11 protein-coding genes and 1 pseudogene are annotated in these 26,244 nt (G+C 41.0%); 2 read left to right on the top strand and 10 right to left on the bottom strand.

What is annotated here, in order from left to right:
• Positions 1-500 precede the first annotated feature (500 nt).
• The 8 genes and pseudogenes from FR932_RS21900 to lpxM all read right to left on the bottom strand — a co-directional run.
• Positions 501-3,032 (bottom strand): annotated as a pseudogene (locus FR932_RS21900) (beta-ketoacyl synthase N-terminal-like domain-containing protein); the annotation flags it as partial.
• A gap of 48 nt (positions 3,033-3,080) precedes the next feature.
• The gene (locus tag FR932_RS07365) at positions 3,081-5,732 is read right to left on the bottom strand and encodes a PfaB family protein (protein WP_019440099.1); all 2,652 of its coding nucleotides are present in this window, start codon (positions 5,730-5,732) and stop codon (positions 3,081-3,083) included.
• 156 nt (positions 5,733-5,888) lie between these two features.
• Positions 5,889-13,847 carry a type I polyketide synthase gene (locus FR932_RS07370; protein WP_019440098.1) on the bottom strand — a complete coding sequence of 2,653 codons (7,959 nt, stop codon included), beginning with the start codon at positions 13,845-13,847 and terminating at the stop codon, positions 5,889-5,891.
• A 730-nt stretch (positions 13,848-14,577) separates the two neighbouring features.
• A complete protein-coding gene (locus tag FR932_RS07375; protein WP_019440097.1) occupies positions 14,578-14,979 on the bottom strand; it encodes a thioesterase family protein in 402 nt (133 codons plus the stop codon).
• 253 nt (positions 14,980-15,232) lie between these two features.
• Positions 15,233-15,451: a VF530 family protein gene (locus tag FR932_RS07380; protein ID WP_019440096.1), complete on the bottom strand. Its 219-nt coding sequence runs from the start codon at positions 15,449-15,451 to the stop codon at positions 15,233-15,235.
• Between the two features lie 132 nt (positions 15,452-15,583).
• Complete coding sequence (locus FR932_RS07385; RefSeq protein WP_019440095.1) at positions 15,584-16,444, bottom strand: patatin-like phospholipase family protein; 861 nt, start codon at positions 16,442-16,444, stop codon at positions 15,584-15,586.
• 151 nt (positions 16,445-16,595) lie between these two features.
• Positions 16,596-18,008: a pyruvate kinase PykF gene (pykF, locus tag FR932_RS07390; RefSeq protein ID WP_019440094.1), complete on the bottom strand. Its 1,413-nt coding sequence runs from the start codon at positions 18,006-18,008 to the stop codon at positions 16,596-16,598.
• A gap of 405 nt (positions 18,009-18,413) precedes the next feature.
• The gene (gene lpxM, locus FR932_RS07395; protein WP_019440093.1) at positions 18,414-19,355 is read right to left on the bottom strand and encodes a lauroyl-Kdo(2)-lipid IV(A) myristoyltransferase; all 942 of its coding nucleotides are present in this window, start codon (positions 19,353-19,355) and stop codon (positions 18,414-18,416) included.
• A 595-nt stretch (positions 19,356-19,950) separates the two neighbouring features.
• Between lpxM and asnB the strand changes: the two genes are divergently transcribed.
• On the top strand, positions 19,951-21,618 hold the full coding sequence (gene asnB / locus FR932_RS07400) for an asparagine synthase B (RefSeq protein WP_019440092.1): 1,668 nt from the start codon (positions 19,951-19,953) through the stop codon (positions 21,616-21,618).
• 216 nt (positions 21,619-21,834) lie between these two features.
• On the opposite strand, the gene FR932_RS07405 is transcribed toward asnB, so the two are convergent.
• Positions 21,835-23,115 carry an acetyl-CoA C-acetyltransferase gene (locus FR932_RS07405; protein ID WP_019440091.1) on the bottom strand — a complete coding sequence of 427 codons (1,281 nt, stop codon included), beginning with the start codon at positions 23,113-23,115 and terminating at the stop codon, positions 21,835-21,837.
• A gap of 316 nt (positions 23,116-23,431) precedes the next feature.
• Here FR932_RS07405 and FR932_RS07410 point away from each other — a divergent pair, with 316 nt between their 5' ends.
• Positions 23,432-24,895 carry a 3-oxoacyl-ACP reductase gene (locus tag FR932_RS07410; RefSeq protein ID WP_019440090.1) on the top strand — a complete coding sequence of 488 codons (1,464 nt, stop codon included), beginning with the start codon at positions 23,432-23,434 and terminating at the stop codon, positions 24,893-24,895.
• A 105-nt stretch (positions 24,896-25,000) separates the two neighbouring features.
• On the opposite strand, the gene FR932_RS07415 is transcribed toward FR932_RS07410, so the two are convergent.
• Positions 25,001-26,026: an AraC family transcriptional regulator gene (locus tag FR932_RS07415; RefSeq protein WP_019440089.1), complete on the bottom strand. Its 1,026-nt coding sequence runs from the start codon at positions 26,024-26,026 to the stop codon at positions 25,001-25,003.
• Positions 26,027-26,244 lie beyond the last annotated feature (218 nt).

The raw sequence follows: 26,244 nt of genomic DNA on the forward strand, positions 1-26,244 counted from the left end.
GTAGCTTGCATATTTTGAACTTGGTTTGGTGCTATCTCTTGTGCATGACTTGACGCTTGAACATGAGATGCTTGAATGTTAGAAGCTTGAGTGTTAGCAGCTCCAGTCACCACATACTCATTGGTTGCATGAGCGCTAATACCTTGGGGCTTCAGGTTATCCATCATCACTGGCTGGTTAACTTTGTTTAAGTGCTTACCGGCAAACTGCGCTTTAATAGCGTGTAAAGATGAACTCGCACTGTTAACAATCGCGTTGCTAATTAACTGACCACCGAGTTTGATGGTTTTAACTAACTGTGGGCGTTGCTTGGCCATACCAGATACAGGCGCTGGTGCAACTTGATGCGCTTGCGCTGAACTCGATAAGATAAGATGCGCGCAGCTGTTATCACGACCTAGACCGTTAATAGCAATATGTTTGCTTTTCTGATCTTGACTCGTATTCTGATCTAACAGCAGCGCCGTTTTAATAATACTCGCCATACCCGAGGCATTAAACGTATGACCAATATTGGCTTTCACCGAACTGATACTTGCGCTTGGGTATAAAGTCGGTAACGCGGTTTTTTCAGCATTATTTTCGGCACTAAAACCACTTGCATGTGCTTCAACACTAGCTACATCAGCAGCACTGATACCAGCAAGTGTTAATGCTTTATCCGCTGCAATCGTAATTGCTTTCGCATTGCTACCAGGGGCAAAACTCACCGCATCAATACGCGCATAAACTTGCTCAGCAGTGACTTGCGATGACGGTTTAACGACAATAGCCGCTGCGCCTTCACCCACCAGCCATTGTTGCTGATCAAGAATATTGTTGGTTACTGAACTGCTTTCATTAACCGGACCACATTCACTTACAGATCCCTTTTCATTAACTGGACCGTAGTGCTGACGTAAAGTAATGTTTTCAATTGAACCAGACAAATCAACAGCAGCAATAATAACGGCTTCAACATCACTGGTTTGAAATAGATTTTCAGCTAATTCAACACAACGATAAACAGAGTTTTCTTCAGCCGATACGGTAATAGCAGGACCAGAAAAATCCCATAACGCCGAAATACGTGACGCCATAATATTACCAATGAAACTCGTATACTGATTTAGCTGTGCAGCCGAGGCAACACCGTCTTTAGCAATATTGGTCAGTTCTTCACGTTGCTCAACAGTCAGGTTAATACCTTGCTGTAATAAGCTGTCTTCAATTTGGGTGGTTAGATTAACGCGACCACGATACTGATGTAATTCCAGTTCCATGCCCATCGCTACTAATACCGCAACATTACGACCTTCAACTAGACCTCCGTCTTTCGCAGCATTGTCTGCCACTTGCATCATCATTAACTGTTGCGGGATCAAGCAATCTTTTTCATTAGGCGGTACTTTAAAACGCAAGAAATCAATATCTAGCTGTTCAACGTAACTGCCTTTAGGCGCTTTGCGTAATTGTAACGACTGCATGACGTTAGCGTTACTTTCCATGCCTTTCCAGCGTTGTTCTGGTAATTCACGGAAGGTATTTTGATTATTATTTAATAAGGTTTTGAACTGCGCTAAATTACTGGCACTACCAAAATGGCTGTCCATACCAATAATAGCCAAAGGCTCACGTGGTTTAGCAACACTAAAATTAGTCTCGAGTGTTTGCGTTGGCTGTTGTAATACCAAATGGGCGTTGCTGCCACCAAAACCAAATACGCTCACACCTGCGGTACGCGGTTTATCTGCCTTGGCACCCGGAGTTGTTGGCCAAGACACAGTCGTCGTTGGCATTTGCTCGCCAGTAAAGTAACCGTTTTTAGATTGCAGTGGTTGCTTTAAGTTAATCGTTGCAGGAATAAGACCTTTACCTAGCGCTAACATAGCTTTGGTCATGCCAGGCATACCAGCGGCAGTTAACAAATGACCAAGGTTAGATTTAACCGAGCCCAGTAATGGTTTGTTATTTACGCGACTGAAAAAGGTTTCCATCGAACGCAATTCAACATTGTCACCCTTAGGTGTGCCCGTTGCATGACATTCAATATAGTCAACTGTACTCGGGTCAACATCTGCATCGGCATAAGCACGTTCATATACTAATACTTGGCCCTTGGTGTTCGGGCTTAATACAAACTCGCCTTTACCGTCATTCGATAATGCGCCGCCTTTAATAATGGCGTAAATATGATCACCATCACGTACTGCATCACTTTGACGTTTCAATACCATCATGCCCGCGCCTTCACCGGCAAATAGACCTTGTGAATTTTGGTCAAACGGGGCATGTACATTGTTAGCTGGGTAAGCTTGGAATATCGAGAAACCCATATTTACGAACATAGGATCTGCTGCAGATACCGCACCAGCAAGCATCATGTTGGCTTTACCCGTATGCAGGTAATCACACGCTAACTTAACGCTATAACAAGATGAAGCACAAGCCGCATCCAGTGCAAAATGTGAACCACCAAGACCCGCCGCTTGCGCGATCAATGCAGCTGGATAACCTGCTACTAATGCATTGTCAGCATGTGTTTTTTTCGGTGCTGTGTAATGCGTTAATTGAAAATCAGGATGTAATACCGCCTTTAAGGCATTATCAACAACTTGATGATACAAAGGCATAAACAGCTGATTAGATGATTTAGTTGGGAATGACAAATTACCTAAAATCACACCACAGTTTTCTAGTGCAGTACTGCCCCAATAACCCGCATCGGTAAGGGCTTGTTTCGTAACATAAAGCCCCCATTGATTAAGGTCATCTAAACCGGCTAAATAATCATTATCGAGTTGATAACCTGAAGCATCAAAATTGAAATCACTGATGTAACCGCCGTGCACACAGTAAAATTTATCTGTGTCACCTTTGTTGGCGGTATATTTAGCAGGATCAACGCCCATTTGAACAGCGGTCGCCTTACTGCGGCAATCTTGTTGTTCAAGCAATTGCTGCCAAAATTGATCCGGTGCTTGTGAGCCCGGGAACAAATTAGCAATACCTACTACTGCAATATTTTCCATAATTACTCTCTTTAAATCCATATTTCAACTAATGAGGTATAACTCACCAGCGCTAGATATCGATGTTGACTATTTGTTCGTGTTTGCTATATGGCCTGCTTTAACCAGGATTGACCCGTTAAACAAGCTATCTAAATTCAAATTCACGCCATGACTAATTAACTTAGCAATCGCACGAATATAAGTAAGTTCATCACTGGTGCCTTTGGCATTCACAGGAACAGATACATGTTGGCTTTGCTTTTTATTATCGCCATCGCCATTAACTAAGATCTTATCTACCCAGCTACATAACGAACGACCTGGACCCATTTCAATGAATACCCGCGCACCTTTGTCATGTAAGGTATTAACCAAACGTGGGAAATCCACCACATCACACAAACATTTAGCAATACTGTGGGAAATCGCTTTGCTGCGTTGTGGAATCGGTAAATAACATGAGCTTGAATACATCTTGGTATTAATACGTGGAGTAACATCCATATGGTATAGCTCAACCATATGATCGTATTCGGCATAAGCTGGCGCGCTGTGAATTGCGTTCGCCATATTCAATGCCATTGCACGCACACCTAAATTCTTAATGACTCGCTGACAGGCTTCTGGATAACCGGCTAACAACAAGCTATCAGGTGTATTGATAATGGTGCAATACACACGATCTTCATCTGCAGAGGCAATTTCGACCTGTTCAATCGTTGCCTTAATGGTATAGGTTTCCCAGATCTGCTCGAACGTACCGTTAGCTACATCATCCATGCCCCAATGCTGACGTAGTGTTCTTAACTCGCCGCAAAGTTGATGATTAAAGGTATTCGATTGTGCAAGGCGAGCACTCATCAATCCCGGTTGCTGCCAGCAGCCTAGTGCTGCATACATGCTTACTTCACCCATGCTATAACCTGTAGCAAAGTCAGCTTTAACGGCAAAGACTTCTTCAAATACCTTGGTAAACACACAAGCAAAACCCACACCGGCTTCAGCGATATTGGCTAAGTTACCGCGCAGGTCCAGATCCAACTGCTTGAGTTCTTTAAAGCTATGACGACTAATACTGCGTGGATTAAGTAAAGTATCTTTTAGACTTTCGCCAATGTCATCGGCTAAAGCCGCTACAGGCTGATAAATCTGTGGGAATAGATGAAATAGATCACGCCCTAAACCAACATATGTAGCACCAATACCTGGGTACATGAAGGTGACACCATTCTGTGTGCTGTTAGCAGCCTGTTTATTTGCAGGCTGCGCGGTAAAATAACTGCCCTTCGGGGTTTTCCATTCTTTAGCATCTTCATTAAACACGCTAGCGATACCAGCAAACGCCAAGGTTATTTCTTTGCTTAACTCTTCAGCAGTCTCGGCAATAAGCACTGCGCTATAGGCTTTGTTAGTATCATTACGGGCATAACAGTCTGCTGCGATCTGTTTAATACTGATAGTACTTATGCCAGTAGTACTTAACTGCCCTGTAATAGTTTCTAATTCACAGCGTAATTGTGCTTCGTCATTACCTTGTACTATGATTAATGCTAACTCGCTCGATGCAAAGTAACCATTAGTGCGCAGATCAGCTACTGGATTGTTTTGTTCAAGAGTCTGAAGCTTGCTTTCAGTTAAGTCATTATCTTGCAAGACTGTTTCTTTCAAAACAAGTTCTTGTAAGACGTTTTCTTGTAAAAGAATATGACAATAGCTGTCAGCAGTCACACAACTATAAGCGGCAATGTGTGCAGAGCCATCAGCATGTGGGAACCAAGGTCGAGCATCTACAGGCATATAGAATGGTGAATTCCGCCACCGTGACATTTGATTGTCACTCGGTTGTTGCCAATCTTTAATCGCCGGAATATAACGTTGATGTAAACCAATTACACATTTCAATAAACCTGCGACCTGTGAAAAACACCCGCCTTCACCAGTCACACTACGGGCACTGCTTAATGCAGTATGCAAAGTTTGCGTATGATGATAAGCAGACATTAAACCTTGGCTTTCAGACAATGCGATTGCCGAATCAGCGACTGCTGACACTTCTAACAAACCAACCTGCTCTGCAGTTATGCTAGCTTGCTGCAATGCGGTCTTTGCAGTATCGCTAATGTTTCCAACGTTAAATTGAGCATTTACGCCCGATTGAGCGAAGCCCTTAATGTTGGCGTATATATAACATTGCTTAGCATTGGCAAACGCAGTTGAAGCGATAAGTAAACTCGCGAACCCAGCTACATTGTTATAACCATTGAAGGTTTCATCAAAGCTGATTGTTGCAGTTACAGATTCAAGATCATGACGAGATAAATTAACCGAGTTATTCATGCCAATTACAGCCACAGGACAGTCTTGGTTATTAACTAAATCAGCTACTTGATTTAATGCTTGGCCTAAATCAGCAATAACAACACAACTCGCACACTGTTTTTCAATTGCTGATGCAATTTGGACTACAAGCTGATCATCAGCACTTTTTACATCAGCAATCAGCAACACCGCGATATCAGCTATATTTAACTGATTCGTTTGCGCTAGTAGACTGACAGAGTTAAGAACTGTCATGGCAGTAATAACTTGTTCTTCGCCATTGCTAATAACATTAGATTCGGTACTAACGCGGCTAACATTACCTACATAAGCACCTTCATAGAAAGCGCGTTCCACACGGTCAATATTGTCTTGTCCGCTAAATTTAGCATCCATACCAATAACAGCTAATTCCGTCATATTCTCTTTAATATCCTGTTTGGAATAGTAATAGCTAAAAGCACTTGTTTACTTGGTTTAAAGCAACCGCGTTTAGCTATTAATATTGTTAATGTTAAAAAATGAAGAAAGCAGACGCCATGCTCACCATGACGCCTATCGTTATTATTTACTCGATCATGACATATCGTTCAAAATGTCACTGACACTGACTTGCGCTGATTTCACTTCGGCAAGTAATTGCATATCAGCAGCAATCAATTGAATATCACAACGGGCTTTACTGCCGCGTGAACCCAATAGATCATGCTCAACAACATTAAGTTGCAGATAAAATACTTCATCTACAACCACTTCACGATACACAGTCCAAGCCGTTGTCACCGAAGGTAAGCTACCTAAACCAAATTGTTTGCGCACCCAGACCAACATAGCCTGATAAACCAAATCATTGGCAAAGATATTGTTGTCAGCTAACGGGAAGGATCCCTGCTTAGCTGTTGCAACATCGGTTATCTGACAAGCCAATAGCAGGCCCTTGTCGTCACAACTTAATATCTGCTTAATGCCCTGCAGACTTTCACCGTGGAACAAGGTGCCATTGCTGTATAACGCTTGTGCTTCATCAGTTACTTTATTGTTGCTATCAACACTTTCTGTCAATGTCGGAAGTTCTACCTTCACAGCATTAAGTGGCTGAGTTGCTAACAATATTGTCGCTGCATAATGAAACACAGGTTTACCGTCACTTTTCAGGCTAAAGATCTTTGCGGCAATACGGACTTCAGAATCCTGTTCTGACGCCCTTGTCACAGGCGACAATTGGATTTGGTAATCCGCCGCCTCATTGCCATCAAAAACCACACCTTTAAACAATTTATAGTCTTCGAAACCGACATACTTCAATGCACAGTCTCGGTTACTATAAGTCGCTTTTGCTGCATCACTCATCCAAGCAATCGCGCATACCGTTGGTAATACCTGATTGCCTTTGATCATGTGGTCAGCTAAAAAGTGGTTTTCGTTAACCTGAAAAGCACTACTGTCTGATAAAGCACTAGTCTTGTTTGATAAAGAGCTACTGTTAGTCGCTTTGATACTTTTAGTTACTAAAGCATCTGATAAACGACTAACTTGTGGCTTTTTTACAGCAGTACTCTTTTCATCAGACTTTTGATCAGAGCTAGCATCTTTAGATAAGTCATTACCCACGAGGATTTGTGGACAACGGTTATCATTAGCGGCTAGTTCATTCAGCAATAACTGTGCACCTGCATCAAGTGGAATAATGTAAACACCACGTTGGTCAAACATACGTTTAAGCTCAGGCGTTACCATGCCACCGTCCCAAGGACCCCAGTTAAAGCTCAATACTTGAGCTTGTGGGTGCAATGATTTAAAGCGGTATGCGGTTTTATTTAAGATCTCATTGGCAATCGAGTAATCAGACTGGCCGGGGTTACCGTAGAAACCAGCCGCTGACGAGAACAATACCAATTGCTTGATGTTGCTTGCTTCAGTGACTGATAGTAGCGATAACAAACCGTCAATTTTAGTGCTGTAAACAGACTCAAAATCACTCAGTGTTTTTTGCTCAATGAATTGGTCAGCTAACACACCCGCGCCATGAATGATGCCAGTGATTGCACCGAACTTAGCGATAGCTGGAGCGACTGCCATTTGTACGCTTGCTGCATTAGTTACATCTGCAGAAACATATTCAGCTTGGCCACCAGCAGCGGTAATTGCAGACAAGGTTTGCGCAATTTCACGATTAGCTTGGATTGGTTTGATTAGCTGTACGATCTTAACGGGTGTTGGTTTATCACCTGCTGTAATCAAAGACTGCATCGCTGCTTTCTTTAACGCCGCTTCATCAGTAATACCACTTGCCCAGCTCGGTTCGTCACTTGAGAACGTTGAACGTCCCAATAAGATGAACTTAGACTGATATTCTTTAGCTATACGAGCAACACAATGTGCAGTTACACCTTTTGCGCCACCACTCACTAAAAATACCGAGTTAGCATCGATGTTATTGCCAGCTGTTAATGCATAGCTGTCAGTAGCCACACCAGTTAACGTGATACGTTCAAGGCCTTTACCAGCTTGTTGATAACCCACTTCTGTTAATACAGTGTTAGCATCAAGTAGTTCATCACTAACAAGGCTTGCAACTTGTTCAGCCGTTAATGACGAAGCAATATCAACCGCACGACAGAATACGTTATCCCACTCGTGAGACAGTGTCTTAACTAAACCGTTTAAGCCGCTTTGTACTAGGTCTGTTTTCACATCATGACTTGTAGCAGAATCGATATCATCAAAACCTAATGAACCACCCTGCTGAGTAACAATCATAAAGGCGCCACGCACTTTAGCGGCTTGAGTTACTTTACTCAATTTCGCTAATAAGAAGGCTAACATCAGGCCTTGCTTAGATGCTTGTGGGTATTCGATAGCATTAATTTCGCTACTTGCGTGCAGATAGATAACTGCATCCAATTGTGCGTTAGCAGTAATAATGTTGTTGATTTCAGTTTCATCAACGCCATTTAAAGTCACCAGGTTCACTGACTTATTAAATGCTTTCGTCGTTGTTACAGCTACCCAAGTTGGTTGCAATGCAGTTACATTCCAGCCAGTTTGCAATAGGTGGTCTGCAAGTAACACAGCATTATCAGTGCCATCAGCTACGATTAAGGCGTTAGCACCTTTACAATCTTGGCTTATTTTACTGATAGAGCTTAGACGAGAGATAGCAACGGTTGCGCTCGGCGCCGGTTTAAATTCCGCCTTATGTTCTGCGGCCGCTGTGATAGTCGCCACATTGCTTTGCATAAATGCATCTGATACAGCATTATTTTCAGGGCTAGCCACTACATTTACAGTAACACCACTCGCCTTGCTTTGCATGTAGGTTACAATTTCTTCTAACGTACGTAGTTCAGCTAAGTCTTCTGGGTTTAGTTCAGGTAAATCAGTAATGATCTCCTGTACCGCGCCTAGAATTTCAACACGCTTGATTGAATCAATACCAAGGTCGGCTTCCATGTCCATTGCTAATTCAAGCATATTGGCAGGATAACCAGTCTTATCAGCAACAACATCCATCATTACATTTTGGATGTGGTCTAAATCGATAGACGGTGCTGAGCTTGTTACACTAGTAGGTGCACTTTCTACTGCAACAGGTACTGCAGGCGCTTCAGCTACGGGCGCTTTGCTTTGCATGTAACTAACGATTTCACCTAATGTACGTAGTTCAGCAAGATCTTCAGGGTTAAGCTCAGGTAAGTCAGTAATGATTTCCTGTACCGCACCTAAAATTTCTACACGCTTGATTGAATCGATACCTAGGTCAGCTTCCATGTCCATAGCAAGTTCTAACATGTCTACTGGATAACCGGTTTTGTCTGCAACCACTTCCATCATCACTGTTTGGATATGGTTTAAATCGATAGACGGTGCAGAGCTTGTTGCTACAGAAGCCGTCGCTACTGGCGCACTCTCAGCGACTGGCGCTTTGCTTTGCATGTAACTAACGATTTCACCTAGCGTGCGTAATTCAGCGAGGTCTTCTGGGTTTAGCTCAGGTAAATCAGTGATGATCTCCTGCACTGCGCCTAATATTTCCACACGTTTGATTGAATCGATACCTAAATCAGCTTCCATGTCCATGCCAAGTTCTAGCATGTCAGTTGGATAACCAGTCTTATCTGCAACTACATCCATCATCACTGTTTGAATGTGGTTCAAATCGATAGACGGTGCTGAGCTTGTTGCTACAGGAGCCGTCGCCACTGGCGCACTTTCAGCGACTGGCGCTTTGCTTTGCATGTAACTAACGATTTCACCTAGGGTGCGTAATTCAGCAAGATCTTCAGGGTTTAGCTCAGGTAAATCAGTTATGATCTCCTGTACTGCACCTAAGATTTCCACACGCTTGATTGAATCAATACCTAAGTCAGCTTCCATATCCATGCTCAGTTCTAGCATGTCTGTTGGGTAACCGGTTTTGTCTGCAACCACTTCTAACATTACGTTTTGGATGTGGGCTAAATCAATACCAGCAGATGCAGGCGAAACAGGTGCACTTGTTACAGGTACTGTTGTAGGAGCTACAGCCTGGGCTTTTGAATTCATGTAATCGACAATCTCACCAAGCGTGCGTAGCTCAGCAAGATCTTCAGGATTAAGTTCAGGTAAGTCAGGGATCAATTCCTGTACTGCGCCTAATATCTCAACACGTTTGATTGAGTCGATACCTAAGTCAGCTTCCATGTCCATGCTCAGTTCCAGCATATCCGTTGGATAACCGGTTTTATCAGCAACAACTTCTAACATTACTTTGTTAATAGTTGCTACATCGATAGCCGCTTGAGTTGCGACAACTGGTGTAACTGATGGTGTAATTGGTGCAACTTCTGTAGCAACATGCGCAACAATCACAGGTTCAGCCACGATAGCAACCAATGCGGGTGCTGGCGTAGTAGCGACTGTTGGAGCGATTTCTTGCGTAGGCGCTAATGCCACAGTTTGCACTGCAACCGCCGCGTTATTACTGACACTAGATACAACATTCGTCACTGTATTAGCAATAACTGGAGCAACTACCTTGTGACTAGTGGCAACGGCTGTATTCACTACCTGAGTTATTGGGGTTGCTAGCACATCAGCTTCAGCACCAGTAAGCATGGTGTTCATGTTGCTCGTCTGATTGTTCAGGTACGTTTCATGTACACGTAGCGTTTCTGATTGGAACTCGTTATACATAGACAATGTACGGTCTAAACTTTCCGGTAATTCATTGCTCGTCTGCGCAGCAAGTACGTTCTGCACTGTTTTCGCGTAGTCTTGTGGACCTTGCATAAACTGTTCATGTACATTTAATAATTGCTGTTGGTGTGCAACAAATTGACCAACACTGCGTTCAATAGAGGCAACAAGGTCAGCATCACTGCTATGAGTCACTGAGCTATTAGTCACGTTGCTAACAACAGCGCTGTTAACGTCTTGATTATTTTGCGATATAAGCGAACCGTCAGCATTAACGTAGACGATTTTTTCTACTTCGACAATACGCTCTACTTCGACAATGCGTTCAACTATCTTTTCAACTTCAACGATCTTTTCAATCACTTGTGGTTGTGACACAACAGCAGGTACAGCTTTCGCTTGCTTAACAGTCCAGCCATCAGTCAATGCATCAGCAAACGCTTTCTTCGTTTTCGGACTAACATAAGACGCTGCAGATAACTTCATCAACATTGGTGATGCTTTCGGCGCAACAAGTGGACGCTTAACGGCGTCGTACGGGTCAATATTGTCTAATGCGACACCAAGCACTGCCATTTGCAGCGCAGCTTGGCGCATTTGTACGTCCGCAGGTTGTTTAGGATTAGCATTAACCGCGATAGCAGTCACATCAGATTTTTCAGTGAGAATGTTTTCAACCAATTTAGTTAATACATTCTTTGGACCAAATTCGATAAATACGCGGCCACCATCAGCATAGATGTTGTCAATTTCTTGATTGAAATGAACAGATTCCAGCATGTGGTTTTTCAGGTTTTTCTTAATGTCATTCGGTTTGCTTGAATGCACCAAGCCTGTGCCATTAGCAAACACTGGAATGCTTGGCGCTTTAAATTTAGCGCTATCAACCGCTTTAGCAAATGGTTTTTGCGCGTGACGAACTAAAGGTGTATGGAACGCAGCAGATACCGGCAGTGGCACAACTTTGAAACCAGCATTACCTAAGGTTGTAACCGCTACAGCAACCTGCTCCGTAGTACCAGCAATAACAACTTGGTTATTCGAGTTGAAGTTAGCAATAGAGACATCATCAAGGGTATCAATGATCACAGCGACTTGCTTTGGATCACCAACAACAGCGGCCATCTTACCTGCATCAAAATCTTGTTGCTCTGGCGCAGCCATTGCTTGACCACGACTACGCGCTAACATCATGTAATCGCTTTCGCTCAATACATCGGCAGCCCATAATGCGGTTAACTCACCGAAACTATGACCGGCAGCAAAATCAGCTTTAAAACCTGCTTGCTTAAACGTTTTGAACAGACCAACACTCAAACTACCAATCGCTGGTTGCGCATGTTGCGTTAAACGTAATTGCTCTTCTTGTAGCTTACGCTCGGCATCCGTATAAACAGGGATAGGGAAAGTAACTGCAGATAACTGGCCTAAACCAGCGGCACTGAACTCTTTATCCATCGCCGCAGCACTGTGCATCATGCTTGGGAAGTTACAGGTTAATTCACGACCCATGTTCACGTATTGCGAACCTTGCCCTGAGAATAGCGCAACCACTTTACCTGTTGCATCAATACCGGCTTGACGATAGTAAACCCCGGTAGGTACTGACCATGTCATTTTATCTGCGTTCGCATTGAATTGTTTCAATGCCGTATCAATCATCGCGATCGCTTCATTTGCATTACGCGCAACAAAACCTAAACGAGCTTGGTTAACGGATGGGGTTTTTAATGGCCACGTTGTCACTAACTCATTAAATACAAACCCTTGATGATCAGCATCGACAGCCAGTTTAGTACGCCAGTTATTTAACTCAGCAACAATACCTTGTTGGTCGTTTGCCGAGATCAACACAGTTTGGCTCACTGAGTTTAAGCGATATGCGCTATCGTGACCTGGGCGATACTCTTCTAAAATAATATGGAAGTTGGTGCCGCCAAAACCAAATGAGCTGATACCTGCACGACGTGGAATACCATCTTCACGTGGCATCCAAGGACGCGTTTCGCTGTTTAGGTATAACGGGCTGTTTTTGATATCCAAGGCTTCACTTGGTTTATCGATATGGATCGTTGCAGGTAAGATTTTATGATGCAGCGCTAATGCCGCCTTAATCATACCCGCAGAGCCAGCCGCAGATTTAGTATGACCAATTTGCGATTTAACTGAGCCTAAGGCGATATATTGCTTTTCATCACTGGCGGCGCCAAAGTGTTTGGTCAAGCCAGCAAATTCTGCGGCATCACCCGCTTTGGTACCCGTACCATGGCCTTCAATTAGACCACATGTTTCAGGGGCAAAACCGGCATCTTCATAAGCACGTTTTAGCGCTTTTGCTTGGCCATCTGGGCGTGGAGCGTAAATAGATTTGAAACGACCATCTGAAGATGTACCGATACCTTTCAGTACAGAATAAATTTTGTCGCCGTCACGTTCAGCATCTTCAAGACGTTTAAACGCCATCATGCCAATACCTTCACCAACCAGCATGCCTTTTGAATCGTCATCAAACGGACGGATATCATCATTGGTGGTAAATGCTGGTGTTTTCGAGAATGACATATACATGAATGGCGAGTTATCACAACATACACCACCCGATATCATGACTTCTGAACGATATTCAAGTAAGTCTGAGATCGCCATTTTAACAGCTGCAAGGGAGCCAGCGCATGCCGCATCAACCACACAGTTAGTACCACCAAAATCAAAACGATTGGCGATACGACCAGCAATAACGTTACCTAGCATGCCTGGGAATGAGTTCTCTTCCCAGCCGATGTAGGCTTTTTTAAATTTGTCGATGATCATAGCGCGATCATCTTCATCAATGCCTGAGGCTTTTAATACTTTTTCTAATACCGGGCCTTGTAGGCGCGACGTTAATGGCGAAATTTGTTTCTGACCACCACCGACACCCAGCGTGATACCAATTTTATCATGGTCATAATCACTACCAATGCCAGCATCACTTAATACATCACGAGCAACAATTAATGACAACAATTGAGCGATGTCAGTTAACTCGAGGATATTTGGCGGTAAACCAAACTCCATCGGATCAAAATCAAGCTCTGGAATGAAACCACCGCGTTTGCAGTATGTCTTGTCAGCTGCTTTTTTATCAGCCGAGTAATGGTCGTCAATGTTCCAGCGATCGCTAGGCACATCAATAATAGCGTCCACAGAGTCAACGATGTTATCCCAGAATTGATCCAAGTTTTTAGCATCTGCAAAAACCGATGCCATACCAATGATGGCAATCGGACATTCTTGCAAGCGAGAATTTAACTGTTGATCATCACTACTTAACACATCCTTGGCGTGCTTAATCGATGTGGTGTTCTTTTTAGCCATTGCGTTATTGCTCCTGTAAGGATCTATTTTGTGCTCTAAAAACAATGCTCATCAAAACGTTCATTTGCACACTAAACAAAAACCTAGCGTACAAGTGTACTCTTAAATGGCGAAAAAAATCTACCTGCATACATTTGCTAAAATGATTGAGGTAGATTTAGCTGTTTTAAATTTTATGCCAATCAATTCGAAATTGAACTCAAGTGTCCAAAGTCTTAATTGTTACAATTTATATTTGCAATAATATACATAGCTTTAAAAATCACTTCAATCCCACTAATAATGGCTATAAACCTCACTGATAAGACCAGGTAAACGCTAAAATAACAGATTAAACTTTATATAAAATTCAGGACTTAGTGAATATTAGCCATGTTTTCACTCTATTTACGCCATAATTAATTGCATTTAAGTTAAATCCCATCTTTATAAAATATAAACGGCTAACAGATTAATAAGCTAAAATTAGTCTGACATCTCATTTTAGCGTACATTCGTAAGCCTTAATGTAGCTAAAAATAAATTGAAAATTACATTAAATTACATATATAGAAGATAATTAAATCACAATCACTGATTAATAGAATAAATGCTCAGTGTGTTATGGACGCTAAAGATAGTTAGAAAGGGATAAGCAGTAGTATTGGTAATAGGAAGGAGGCATCGGATGCCTCTTATCTGTAAACGTGACGGGCCAGAATCATGTATTAACTATTTATGCATGAACCATTTATTCACTAACCATTGCAGCTAACACATCATCAGGGATGGGCTGTAAACGTTTTTGTTTGTCTAAGCACACCATTTCAATATCACCGATAACGGCAGCCCTAGTCGCATTCGGACGCCATACTTCTTGGCGCCAGATCGTTTTGTACTTACCGTCTAGGACAAAAGAAGTGCGAATATCACACACTTCAGCAAATTCGACCCCATCCTGAAAAGTCATATTGGCTTTATACACCGCAAAACCTAAACCGCGTTCATTCCACAATGTTGCTAGTAAGTCACTATTTATCACATGCTCACGTGCACGTTCAAAGTATTTTAAAAAGTTAGGGTGGTAAACAACACCAGAATGGTCGGTATCTTCATAATAAATTTGTACTGGATGATGGTATATCTTTGTCATTGCAGAAATTAACTCAATTGATCAAATGGCTAAAATATATAGCATATAGATAAATGTGAAAAATAACAGGGCTATGTCATCGGATGTTATGTGGAGGCTGTGATGTTGAAGGTGTAATGTTGAGAGTGTTATCTAGAGAGTACAATGTTGAAATAAGCGGAAGGTATTCAGGATTAATTACATACTGAATTAACGAGCCCTGCTTATAGTACTTATATTAACTATAAACAGCGGTTCGCTAGCGTGGAGACAGTTAGCCTTCAGTCACCATTTTGATATATAGCGCTTCTACTTTATCACGTGCCCAAGGGGTTTTACGTAAAAATTTAAGACTAGACTTAACACTTGGATTTTCAGTAAAGCAACGAATGTTGATGTAGTATCCAAGACCATCCCAGCCATATTGTTCAACGAGACTGTTAATTACTTTTTCGAGTGTCATGCCGTGAAGCGGGTTATTTATTTGAGTCATGTTTACCGTGATAAATCGTTTATGATTAATAGGAAGTCAGTATAACACAAGATTTAGCTAAAATTAGAGACCACACAACGACAGTGAGGCTATTAACGCCCATTATCCTAGTGTATAAATCCGTGTGGGCCGCTATTTGCCGCTGTTGCTAGCAAGTTTATCACCAAACCATTTGCTAAAGACGTTCTTTTTAACCTCGCTGGTGGTGATACTTTCTTTCAATGCCATAAGGTTGTCATGTTGATCTTTTGCAGCATCATAACCAATCTGGTAGATCTCCCGTAATGATTTTTCATCGGTTGCAAACGTATTGTAATTCAATAGCGCTTCTGGATAAATTTGCACATCACATTGCGATAGTTTATCTAATTCAGCACCACTACCCTGCAGCGTGAACGCACGTAATACCACGTCTTTTATACTCGAGAGTTCGTCAGCTTCGACCTGACGAATGGGCGACACGTATACGCCGATTATTTTATCGCAATCATCTTCAATGACACTCACGGGGAAATGATTAACAATACCGCCATCTGAATACACTTGATCGTCAATGATCATCGGAGAAAAAACTAAAGGGTAGCTGGCTGATGCTAATAAGGCATTAATCACGGAGCCATCTTTAAATATATGCTCTTTACCGAGTAACATGTTGGTGGCAACAATGCGCAATTCAGGTTGAAGGTACTCAAAGCTATCCTCGGGGATATATTTTAGCACTTCAGGATATAATTTTGCCGGGTCTATAAAGCCAGCACGGGCACGGGTAAACTTCCAAGAAAAAGGTTTTACATCGATGAAGAATTGTAAAATGTCATCAATCTCAAGTCCTGAGCAATAAAGTGCACCAACCATAGAGCCAGCACTTGTACCCGCAATTACATTCGGTCTTATATCTTGCTCTAACAGGTATTTTAATACACCAAGATGAGCAATACCTTTCGCACCACCGCCAGAAAGGACTAAGCCAATTTTATGTTTAGCACTATCCATTTATTTAACCCTTTCATCACCGTTAATCATTATATATTACGCTATATTAATAGTTTATGTACTCTTTATCATTTTTTTGTACAGACATATAAACTACAGATATAAAAAAAGAGAGCATACGCTCTCTTTTTTATAATATCAATATGGCAACTTAAAGTTGGTGAACAGATGCCGTATTCGTTGTACCTGATGGTACTAACGCACCTGATACCATAACAACGATATCGCCTTCTTTAGCTAAACCAGTTGCTAATGCAAGCTCTTTACCTTTACGGTAGAACTCATCAGTGCTATCAATCTGCTCAACGATGCAGCTGCTTACGCCTTTAGTTAGGCATAACTGTTGCGCTGCTTTTTCATTTGTTGTGATAGCAAGAATATTTGCTTTCGGGAAGTATTTACGAACAGATTTTGCTGATTTACCGCCACGAGTTGCAACAACAATAAGTGGAGCACACAATTTTTCTGTTGTTTCTACCGCACCTTTACACACAGCTTCTGTAATGCGCATGCTTTTAGCAACAATGTTCGCACCTAAATCCGAAGACATTGAGTTATCAGTACGTTCACAGATGTTTGCCATGATAGACACAGCTTCAACTGGGTATTTACCTTTCGCAGTTTCACCAGAAAGCATTACCGCGTCGGTACCGTCAAGCACAGCATTGGCAACATCGCCCGCTTCTGCACGTGTTGGACGTGGGTTACTGATCATTGAATCAAGCATTTGTGTTGCAGTAATTACAACTTTACCTGCTTTATTACATTTTTTGATCATCATCTTCTGTGCCATGATCACTTCTTCAACTGGGATCTCAACACCGAGATCGCCACGAGCAACCATGATACCGTCTGATTCAGCTAAGATTTCATCGAAATTGTCTACACCTTCTTGGTTTTCAATTTTCGAGATAATCTGAATGTTTTCGCCACCATTATTAAATAGGATTTCACGAATTTCTCTTACATCATCAGCCTTACGAATAAATGATGCAGCAACAAAATCAACTTCTTGCTCACAACCAAACGCTAAATCAGCTTTATCTTTTTCTGACAATGCAGGTAGACCTACACTGATGTTAGGTAAGTTAACGCCTTTATTTTCACCAAGTGCACCAGTATTTAATACTGTACATTTAACTTCAGTGTCAGTTGTTGCAACAACTTCCATTTCAATTAAACCATCATCAACAAGGATGATTGCACCAGGATTAAGGTCTTTAGCAAAACCAGCATATGTTACAGCAACACAGTCTTTATTACCTACCACGTTAATGTCTGTTGTAAACGTGAATGACTGACCAGCGGTCAACATTACATCGTCACCGTTTTCTAGTTTAATCGTACGGATTTCTGGACCTTTAGTATCCAGTAAAACAGCAATTTTCTTATTCAGGTTTTCACTTACTTGACGGATATTTTGAATACGCACTGAATGTTCAGCAAAGTTACCATGAGAGAAATTTAAACGCATAACGTTCATGCCTGCATTAACAAGCTCTGTTAGTTTCTCTACTGATTCAGTTTTTGGACCAATTGTACAAACAATTTTAGTCTTTTTCATTCTTATAGCTCCGATGGGATATTTTATATTCTTGTAAAATTAATGTTCTTACTTAATTCGTATTCTTATCTATAGTCTAGATGAGAAAATGATTGTCATTACAGAAAATATGACTATAAATAAATTATCTATTGAAACGAAATAGCTTTTACTGAAACGATATCTCTTTCATATGAAACTAATTATAACAACTATCGGTTAAAAAAAATAGATCGCGTTACGTAAAGAAAGACAGAATCTATACCTAGATCAAGTTTATTAGGCTCTTAAGACTAAAAACAAAGCAAGTGCAGGCTAAATCATCATTAGATGTTACGTAAATGGCTTTTTTTGTTATTAATTTAGAGGGTATTCAGGGGGGTAAACACCATATTCAACGAAGATTATGGTGTTTATTAAACTTTATTAGTAGATTTTTTTACCGTCCGGACGTGTTCTCAATAATCTAAGTGTCCACATATATTGATCAACACCACATTCAATCAAGGCTTCAATCTCTTTATTCATCATCACTGCATCTTGTTCTGGGCTTTCTGATGGAAAGTTTTGCATTGCTGGTCGAATAAAGGTTTCAAATTTACCTAGTGATTCATTATATGCCGCATAAACAGGAACAACGAGTGCATTTGTTTTTTCTGCTAGCTTGCCCATTACAGGTAAAGTTGCTTTTTGAGTCGCAAATAAAGGCGCAAATACACTACGCTTAGGTCCATGGTCTTCATCAGGTAAGTAATAACAGCTTTCACCGCTCTTAAGTGATTTAACTAGAGCCCCTAGCCCTGCCTTGCGGTGATAAACAGTGCCTCCAAACATAGCGCGTTGACGTGTCATCAGCCAATCGAACAACTCATTCTCAGAATTGTTAAACATAGTACAAAATGGCGCGCCATAAGAAGCAATGTGTAAACCTGCAAAATCAATAGCGAAGCTATGCGGCACTAATAAGATACAAGCCTTACCTTGTTCAAGTAGCGGAAATAAATTCTCGCCACCATGCACTATCATACGGTCACGGTTATAAGCACGACTACGCGCACTTGGCTCTGCATAACTTAAGATAGTTTGACAAAAAGTAACTAGATTGACCATGATTATACGGTCTTGTTCCGTATCATCCATTTCAGGGAAGCACATAGATAAATTGATCTTTGCTACCTTTTTACGCTTTGCCATCATTTTTAGACTAAACAATTTCTTCGCTATGAATCGAGCAAATTTATCACGCGGCTTTACTGGCATAAAAGCTAATAAGTATATTGCAAACACCCCGAACCACACAGGCCAAAACTTAGGCAGCAAAAACGTCTTTTTAAAGGAAAGGTCGTACGGTTTATATTTATCAGACATATAATTTTATTAAACCTATTTAAATTACAAAAATATTACAGACAATAAGCTGATTAGTTTATGCAGTTATGCTATCAAAACCAACTGTTTTTTAAATTTCTATACTAGATGTCGTATTTTAGTACGTTATTAATCAATGCTAACAACGACATCTAGCTTTAATTTCATCACTTAGTGTAAAAAAAGCAAGTCAACTCATTCATTTTACATATATTTTACACTTATCCCAAATTGCCATTGAGATATAGCGGTTTATCATGATAAATTTAATGCATGTGGATTATTATTGTTTTTAAATTATTTACTTATAACCTTTAAAACACTATTTATAACGTTTAAAACAATAGTTAGTACCACTTTGCGTTGAATGGATTCAATCGTGCCTGCTTTATTCATTAAGGTCTACATTGGTCTATCACCTCGCCATCACAATTAATGGATCTTCACTTTTAAGCCATTAAATTATCGATTCCACATTGAATTACATTTTTTATAAATGTTTTATCATTAATGTTTGCATTAAATCTACAATGTGGCAAATTAGACACACTATTTAGAAAGTTAGCTGCAGACGCAGCCCCAGAAGGAATTAGTTATGTGCTCAATATTCGGAATTCTAGACATCAAATCAGACATTAAACCTCTTCGCGAACAAGCACTAGAACTATCAAAGTTACTACGTCACCGCGGCCCAGATTGGTCAGGTATCTATACAAGTGACAATGCTATTTTAGTTCATGAACGTCTTGCTATTGTCGATGTAAATAATGGTGCACAGCCGCTATATAATGAAGAAAAGACACACGTACTTGCTGTTAATGGTGAAATTTATAACCACAAAGATTTAAAGAAAACGCTGAACGTAGACTTTGAATTCCAAACAGAATCAGATTGCGAAGTGATACTTGCGCTATATAAAGAAAAAGGCACACAATTTTTAGATGATCTAAATGGTATTTTTGCTTTCGCTTTATATGACGAAACAGAGGACGCTTACCTGATTGGCCGTGACCATATCGGTATCATCCCTCTTTATACGGGCTATGATGAACACGGTAACTTTTATGTTGCCTCTGAAATGAAAGCACTAGTGCCAATTTGTACTCAAATTGAAGAATTCCCAGCAGGTCATTACCTGTGGAGTAAGGATGGTGTAGTCACGCCTTATTATCAACGTGATTGGAAAGATTTTGATAACGTTGCACAAAATGGTGGTGATAAAAGCGTTGTTAAGCAAGGTTTGGAAGATGCAGTTAAACGTCAATTAATGTGTGATGTACCTTACGGCGTATTATTATCAGGCGGGTTAGATTCATCTGTTATTTCAGCAATCACCCAACAGTATGCAAAACGTCGTATTGAAGACGGTGGTAAAACCGAAGCATGGTGGCCACAACTACACTCTTTCTCTGTAGGCCTAAATGGTTCTCCAGATTTAGCCGCTGCACAAAAAGTGGCAGATCACTTAGGTACTATCCATCATTCAATTGAATTTACTGTGCAAGAAGGTATCGACGCTTTACGCGACGTGATTTACCACATTGAAACCTACGATGTAACAACAATTCGTGCATCAACCCCTATGTACCTAATGGCACGTAAAATTAAAGCCATGGGGATTAAGATGGTGCTTTCTGGTGAAGGTGCTGATGAACTGTTCGGTGGTTACTTGTACTTCCACAAAGCGCCAAATGCGAAAGAATTCCATGAAGAGACGGTACGTAAAGTAAATAAATTACATATGTTTGATTGCTTACGTGCAAACAAATCTATGGCAGCTTGGGGCATCGAAGCACGTGTTCCTTTCTTAGATAAAGAATTTGTTGATGCGTCAATGCGTCTAAACCCTGAACTAAAAATGATCACGGGCGACCGCATTGAGAAAAACATCATTCGAGAAGCATTTGAAGATTTACTACCTGAAGAAATTGTATGGCGTCAAAAAGAACAATTCTCTGATGGTGTTGGTTATTCTTGGATTGACCAACTTAAAGTACACGTTGAAGAAGCGGTAACTGATCAAATGTTAGCAAGTGCAGCATTTAAGTTCCCAATTAACACACCAGATACGAAAGAAGGTTACTACTATCGTGCCATCTTTGAAGATCACTTCCCAGGTGATTCAGCAGCGAAATGCGTACCGTTTGGTAAATCCGTTGCTTGTTCAACTGTAGAAGCATTAGCTTGGGATGAAAGTTTCCAAAACAATGCTGATCCATCGGGTCGTGCAGCTGGCGTACATAATGAAGCATACGAAGACTAATTCTAGCCTCTCTATTTTAATAGGTTAATCTACAATCAAGCAGCACTTCGGTGCTGCTTTTTTATGATACCAATGCCGGAAATTAAGTGTTTAAAATGCACCGTTATATAGGAATTGGTATTACAAAAAAACGCCAATACTCTGCAGTATTGGCGTTTTATTTAAAAATATCCAGTATCTCAGGACAGCTTAATCAATAGATAATAAACAGTGCGTTTATTTCTCTAAAATTGCCGTGATACCTTGACCACCAGCAGCACAAATCGAGATCAAACCACGACCTGAACCTTTCTGATCAAGTAATTGCGCTAGCGTAGCGACAACACGACCACCAGTTGCGGCAAATGGGTGACCCGTGGCTAAGCTACTCCCTTTCACGTTTAACTTGGTCATATCAATTGAACCAAGCGCAGCATCTAGACCCAGTTTTTCTTTACAGAATTTTTCGTCTTCCCAAGCTGCTAGCGTTGCTAATAACTGCGCAGCAAATGCTTCATGTATTTCATAGTAATCGAAGTCTTGTAATGTAAGGCCAGCACGCTTCAACATTTTTGGCACTGCGTATGCAGGCGCCATTAACAGACCTTCTTTCTTATCAACGAAGTCGATAGCGGCCGTTTCACCAAATGTTAGATAAGCTTGTACTGGTAAGTTATGTGCCGCTGCCCATTCTTCACTTGCAAGTAATACAGCTGATGCTCCATCGGTAAGGTTAGTACTGTTACCCGCCGTCATAGTGCCGTTTACTTTATCAAAACAAGGTTTCAATTTAGCCAGTTTCTCAACTGTTGTATCTGCGCGTAATACGTTATCTTTCGTTAAGCCGGCCATAGGTGAAACTAACGTATCAAAGAAACCTTCTTCATATGCTGCAGCTAATTTTTGATGACTTGCGCAGGCCAATGCATCTTGTGCTTCACGTGAGATATTCCACTCTTTCGCTGTTACTTGACAATGATCGCCCATCGCCATTTTGGTACGCGGCTCTTTATTTGCAGGCGTTAGTGGCGCAAAGTGTTTTAGACGTAGACGAGATAGTGCTTTCAAACGTTGCTTACCCGTTTTAGCTCGATTAAGCTCAAGTAATACACTACGCATGCCTTCACTGACTGCAATCGGTGCATCTGATGTCGTATCAGAACCACCAGCAATACCCGCTTCTATTTGACCAAGCGCAATTTTGTTTGCTACTTGGATAGCTGCAGCTAGACCAGTACCACAAGCTTGTTGAATGTCATAACAAGGCGTTTCAGGTGCAAGACCTGCACTTAGCACGGCTTCACGTGTTAAGTTAAAATCACGAGAATGCTTAATTACCGCACCAGCAACAACTTCCCCCAGTTGTTCACCACGTAGGTTATATTTAACCACCAAGCCACGGATAGTTTCCGTCAGCATATCTTGGTTACTTAGTTTTGAATACGCTGTATTTGAACGTGCAAACGGGATACGGTTACCGCCGATAATTGCTACTCTTCTTATTGTTTGACCTGTCATGGTTTATTCCTTTAATTTAGTGACTTAAATATGCCCGTAGCACATTAGACGTAAGATACATTAATGTAACATTGTTGATACAAGTTTAAAATAAAAACTCTAATTTGATTATTTGCTGATCAGAGTTTGATCCGAGTACGATAACAGTCTTATCATTATAATTTACTTAGTATTTAGTTATACTATATCGATTAACGATGTAATGAACTGGTCTATTTATTATTACGTAGTGGCAGATAAGTCATAGCTATCAGATAATTTTTAACACATGTACATCTTCGAGATTCAAACTGTTCACTATAACAAGGATTAGAAAATGACGGATACATACGCAAAACTCGCTAATGGCAAGTGGACATCAGGTTTATTTAAAGCGCTTAATCTGCCACGACCGGTTACGTTAACACGCTACGATCAGGGAACCGATCTCATCTCTGGCAACTTACTCATCGGCGCAGCCAGCAACAGCAAATTAATTAAACCCATTCTTAACACATTTAAAGATGCTGAAGTCACGATTTCTTATCCTAATAACACGTCAGCGTTAGCCGATCTTAATATTGAATTTAATCAAACGTCTTTAGTCGCGACACCTATTAGCCTTAATGCTATCGCTAAAACAGATCGCTTCAACGGTATTATCTTCGACGCCTCAGGCATTAAGAACAGCAAGCAATTAAGTGCATTACATCGTTTTTTTCAACCTGTAATTAAGCAGCTCTCGCCATGCAGCAGAGTGATCGTGTTAGGTCATCCGAGTGAACATCTTGACGATGTAAGCTACGCGACTGTACAAAGATCTTTAGAAGGGTTTTGTCGCAGTGTCGCCAAAGAAATAGGCAAGAATGGTAGTACCTGTCAACTTATCTATGTACAACCTGGTAGTGAGCAATTATTAGAGGCCCCGCTACGTTTCTTAACCTCAGCAAAATCAGCCTATATCTCAGCACAGGTTATTAACGTAAAACCCGGTTCGATTAATGGGGCTATTAACGAAGTTATTAACGAAGTTATTAACGAAGTTATTAACGAAACAAGTAACACGGCAAAACCATTACAAGGAAAGACAGCACTTGTCACTGGTGCATCACGTGGCATCGGGGCTGCTATTGCTGAAACACTCGCCCGTGATGGCGCACATGTTATTTGCTTAGACATTCCGGCATTAAAACAGGACCTTGAAAAAGTAGCTCATTGCTTGAAAGGTAGCAGCATTGTTGCTGATATTACCGCTGCTGACGCCCCAAATATCATTGCTGACTTTGTGCGAGAACAGTCGCTTGATATCATCGTCCATAATGCCGGGGTAACAAAAGACAAAACGCTAGCACGTATGCCGGATAACCATTGGGATGTACTGATGGATATTAACTTGTCGGCAATGGAAAGAATCAATGAGCGACTGCTAAATGATGATCTGCTCAACGACTATGGCCGCATTGTTTGTGTGTCTTCGATGAGTGGGATTGCGGGTAACTTTGGTCAGACTAATTATGCAACGTCTAAGGCCGCAGTCATTGGTTATGTTGATGCAATGCAAACTCCGCTTGCAGACAAATACATCACCATTAATGCTGTTGCACCAGGCTTTATTGAAACAAAAATGACAGCAGCGATTCCATTTACAGTTCGTGAAGCTGGTCGTCGTATGAATTCATTAAAACAAGGTGGTAAGCCAGTTGATGTTGCTGAAGCGATAGCTTTTTTTGCGCAACCTCAAGCTGCAGGGATCACAGGCAATACGATCAGAATTTGTGGTCAATCATTAATAGGTGCTTAATCTAGTAAGTGGTGTCTGATGGTTCGCTCAAGTACTTAACTTTAACGCTTTGTACTTGGCTTACTAGCACTATGCACTATGCACTATGCACTAAGCAGCGAATTTTTAGGACTCGTGTTGATTAGCATGCCTAACCGCGAGTTTGCTACGGCGATATTCAATTGGCGTCATTTTAACCCAGCGCTTAAAGGCACGATAAAAAGTACTTGGTTCAGAAAAACCAGTGAGATAGACAATCTGATCAATAGACTCGTCCGTATTCGCCAACAGTTTTTTTGATAACTCGCAACGAAAATCAGCGAGTATTTGATTAAAGTTATAATCAATGTCAGCTAACTTCGCTCTTAGCATACGTGGTTTCATGTCAAGTTCAGTGGCGATACTTTCTAAAGTCACCACACCAGACTCAAGTTGTTGTGCAATAACCTTACGTACTTTATCCACTAAATCTTGCAGTTCTAACTTGGCTATTTTACGGCTTGCAAGCTGATCGTGTAAGGCGAATAGCTCAGGCTCCGCATGCGAAGAAGGACGTTCGAGTAAATCAGCATCGAAATAAATATAATTATCTTCGGCAGCAAACTCAATCGGACATGTAAATACATTGGTATAGGCAGTAATATCTTTCGGGCGAGCATGAGCAAAGGCTATTTTGCTTACTTTAAATTCGCCTTCTGTCACATATAAACAAAATTTAAATGCACCGATCACTAGGCAATCATTCAAATGACGATTCGCATCTTCCGCTAAACCATCTAAGTTCACAGATAATCGCGCTTCACAGCCTTCCATCTTGATAGAAACACTCGCCGCATCACTGATTAATCGAAAGTATTTTGTTGCGCGTTCCCAGCCAGTACCAAATGTAGGACTACTGAGAAAAAGATACTGTAATACCTGCCCCGTGAACACTGGCATTCTCTCACCAAGTGAAATGCCGATGTTAGGATCTTGTGATATGTCTTCTAATACTTGCCAAAAATGTGTTTGTGCATGATTAGGTGTGCGAAGATCCTTATCATTCAGTACTTCTTCACTTATGTTACAACGAGAAAGTACTTCAATGACATCAACCTCTAACTCTTTCATTGCCTCATAAGCAATGCGTAATAACATACCCGCATCTTGCATAATTTTTCCACTTTTAGCTCTATTCTTTATTCAGTCAATCACTTTAACACTATCAATGGTATGAGTAACGAGTTTACCTGAAGTATTTGACCGAACTGCCATAAACCGATTACGGATTCGCCAATTCAACTTCCAAAACAAAATATTAACATAAATGCTACATACTCTTATATGAATTATTTCAATGCACGCTAACCAGATCACACTGTTAACAAAGC

It is taken from the genome of Moritella marina ATCC 15381, from assembly GCF_008931805.1.
Classification (GTDB): domain Bacteria; phylum Pseudomonadota; class Gammaproteobacteria; order Enterobacterales; family Moritellaceae; genus Moritella; species Moritella marina.

Bases quoted from the DNA above. Each gene is read 5' to 3' on its own strand.
- asnB (WP_019440092.1), top strand. From the start codon at position 19,951: ATGTGCTCAATATTCGGAATTCTAGACATCAAATCAGACATTAAACCT.
- lpxM (WP_019440093.1), bottom strand. From the start codon at position 19,355: ATGTCTGATAAATATAAACCGTACGACCTTTCCTTTAAAAAGACGTTT.
- FR932_RS07380 (WP_019440096.1), bottom strand. From the start codon at position 15,451: ATGACTCAAATAAATAACCCGCTTCACGGCATGACACTCGAAAAAGTA.
- pykF (WP_019440094.1), bottom strand. From the start codon at position 18,008: ATGAAAAAGACTAAAATTGTTTGTACAATTGGTCCAAAAACTGAATCA.
- FR932_RS07405 (WP_019440091.1), bottom strand. From the start codon at position 23,115: ATGACAGGTCAAACAATAAGAAGAGTAGCAATTATCGGCGGTAACCGT.
- FR932_RS07375 (WP_019440097.1), bottom strand. From the start codon at position 14,979: ATGACAAAGATATACCATCATCCAGTACAAATTTATTATGAAGATACC.
- FR932_RS07385 (WP_019440095.1), bottom strand. From the start codon at position 16,444: ATGGATAGTGCTAAACATAAAATTGGCTTAGTCCTTTCTGGCGGTGGT.
- FR932_RS07365 (WP_019440099.1), bottom strand. From the start codon at position 5,732: ATGACGGAATTAGCTGTTATTGGTATGGATGCTAAATTTAGCGGACAA.
- FR932_RS07370 (WP_019440098.1), bottom strand. From the start codon at position 13,847: ATGGCTAAAAAGAACACCACATCGATTAAGCACGCCAAGGATGTGTTA.
- FR932_RS07415 (WP_019440089.1), bottom strand. From the start codon at position 26,026: ATGCAAGATGCGGGTATGTTATTACGCATTGCTTATGAGGCAATGAAA.
- FR932_RS07410 (WP_019440090.1), top strand. From the start codon at position 23,432: ATGACGGATACATACGCAAAACTCGCTAATGGCAAGTGGACATCAGGT.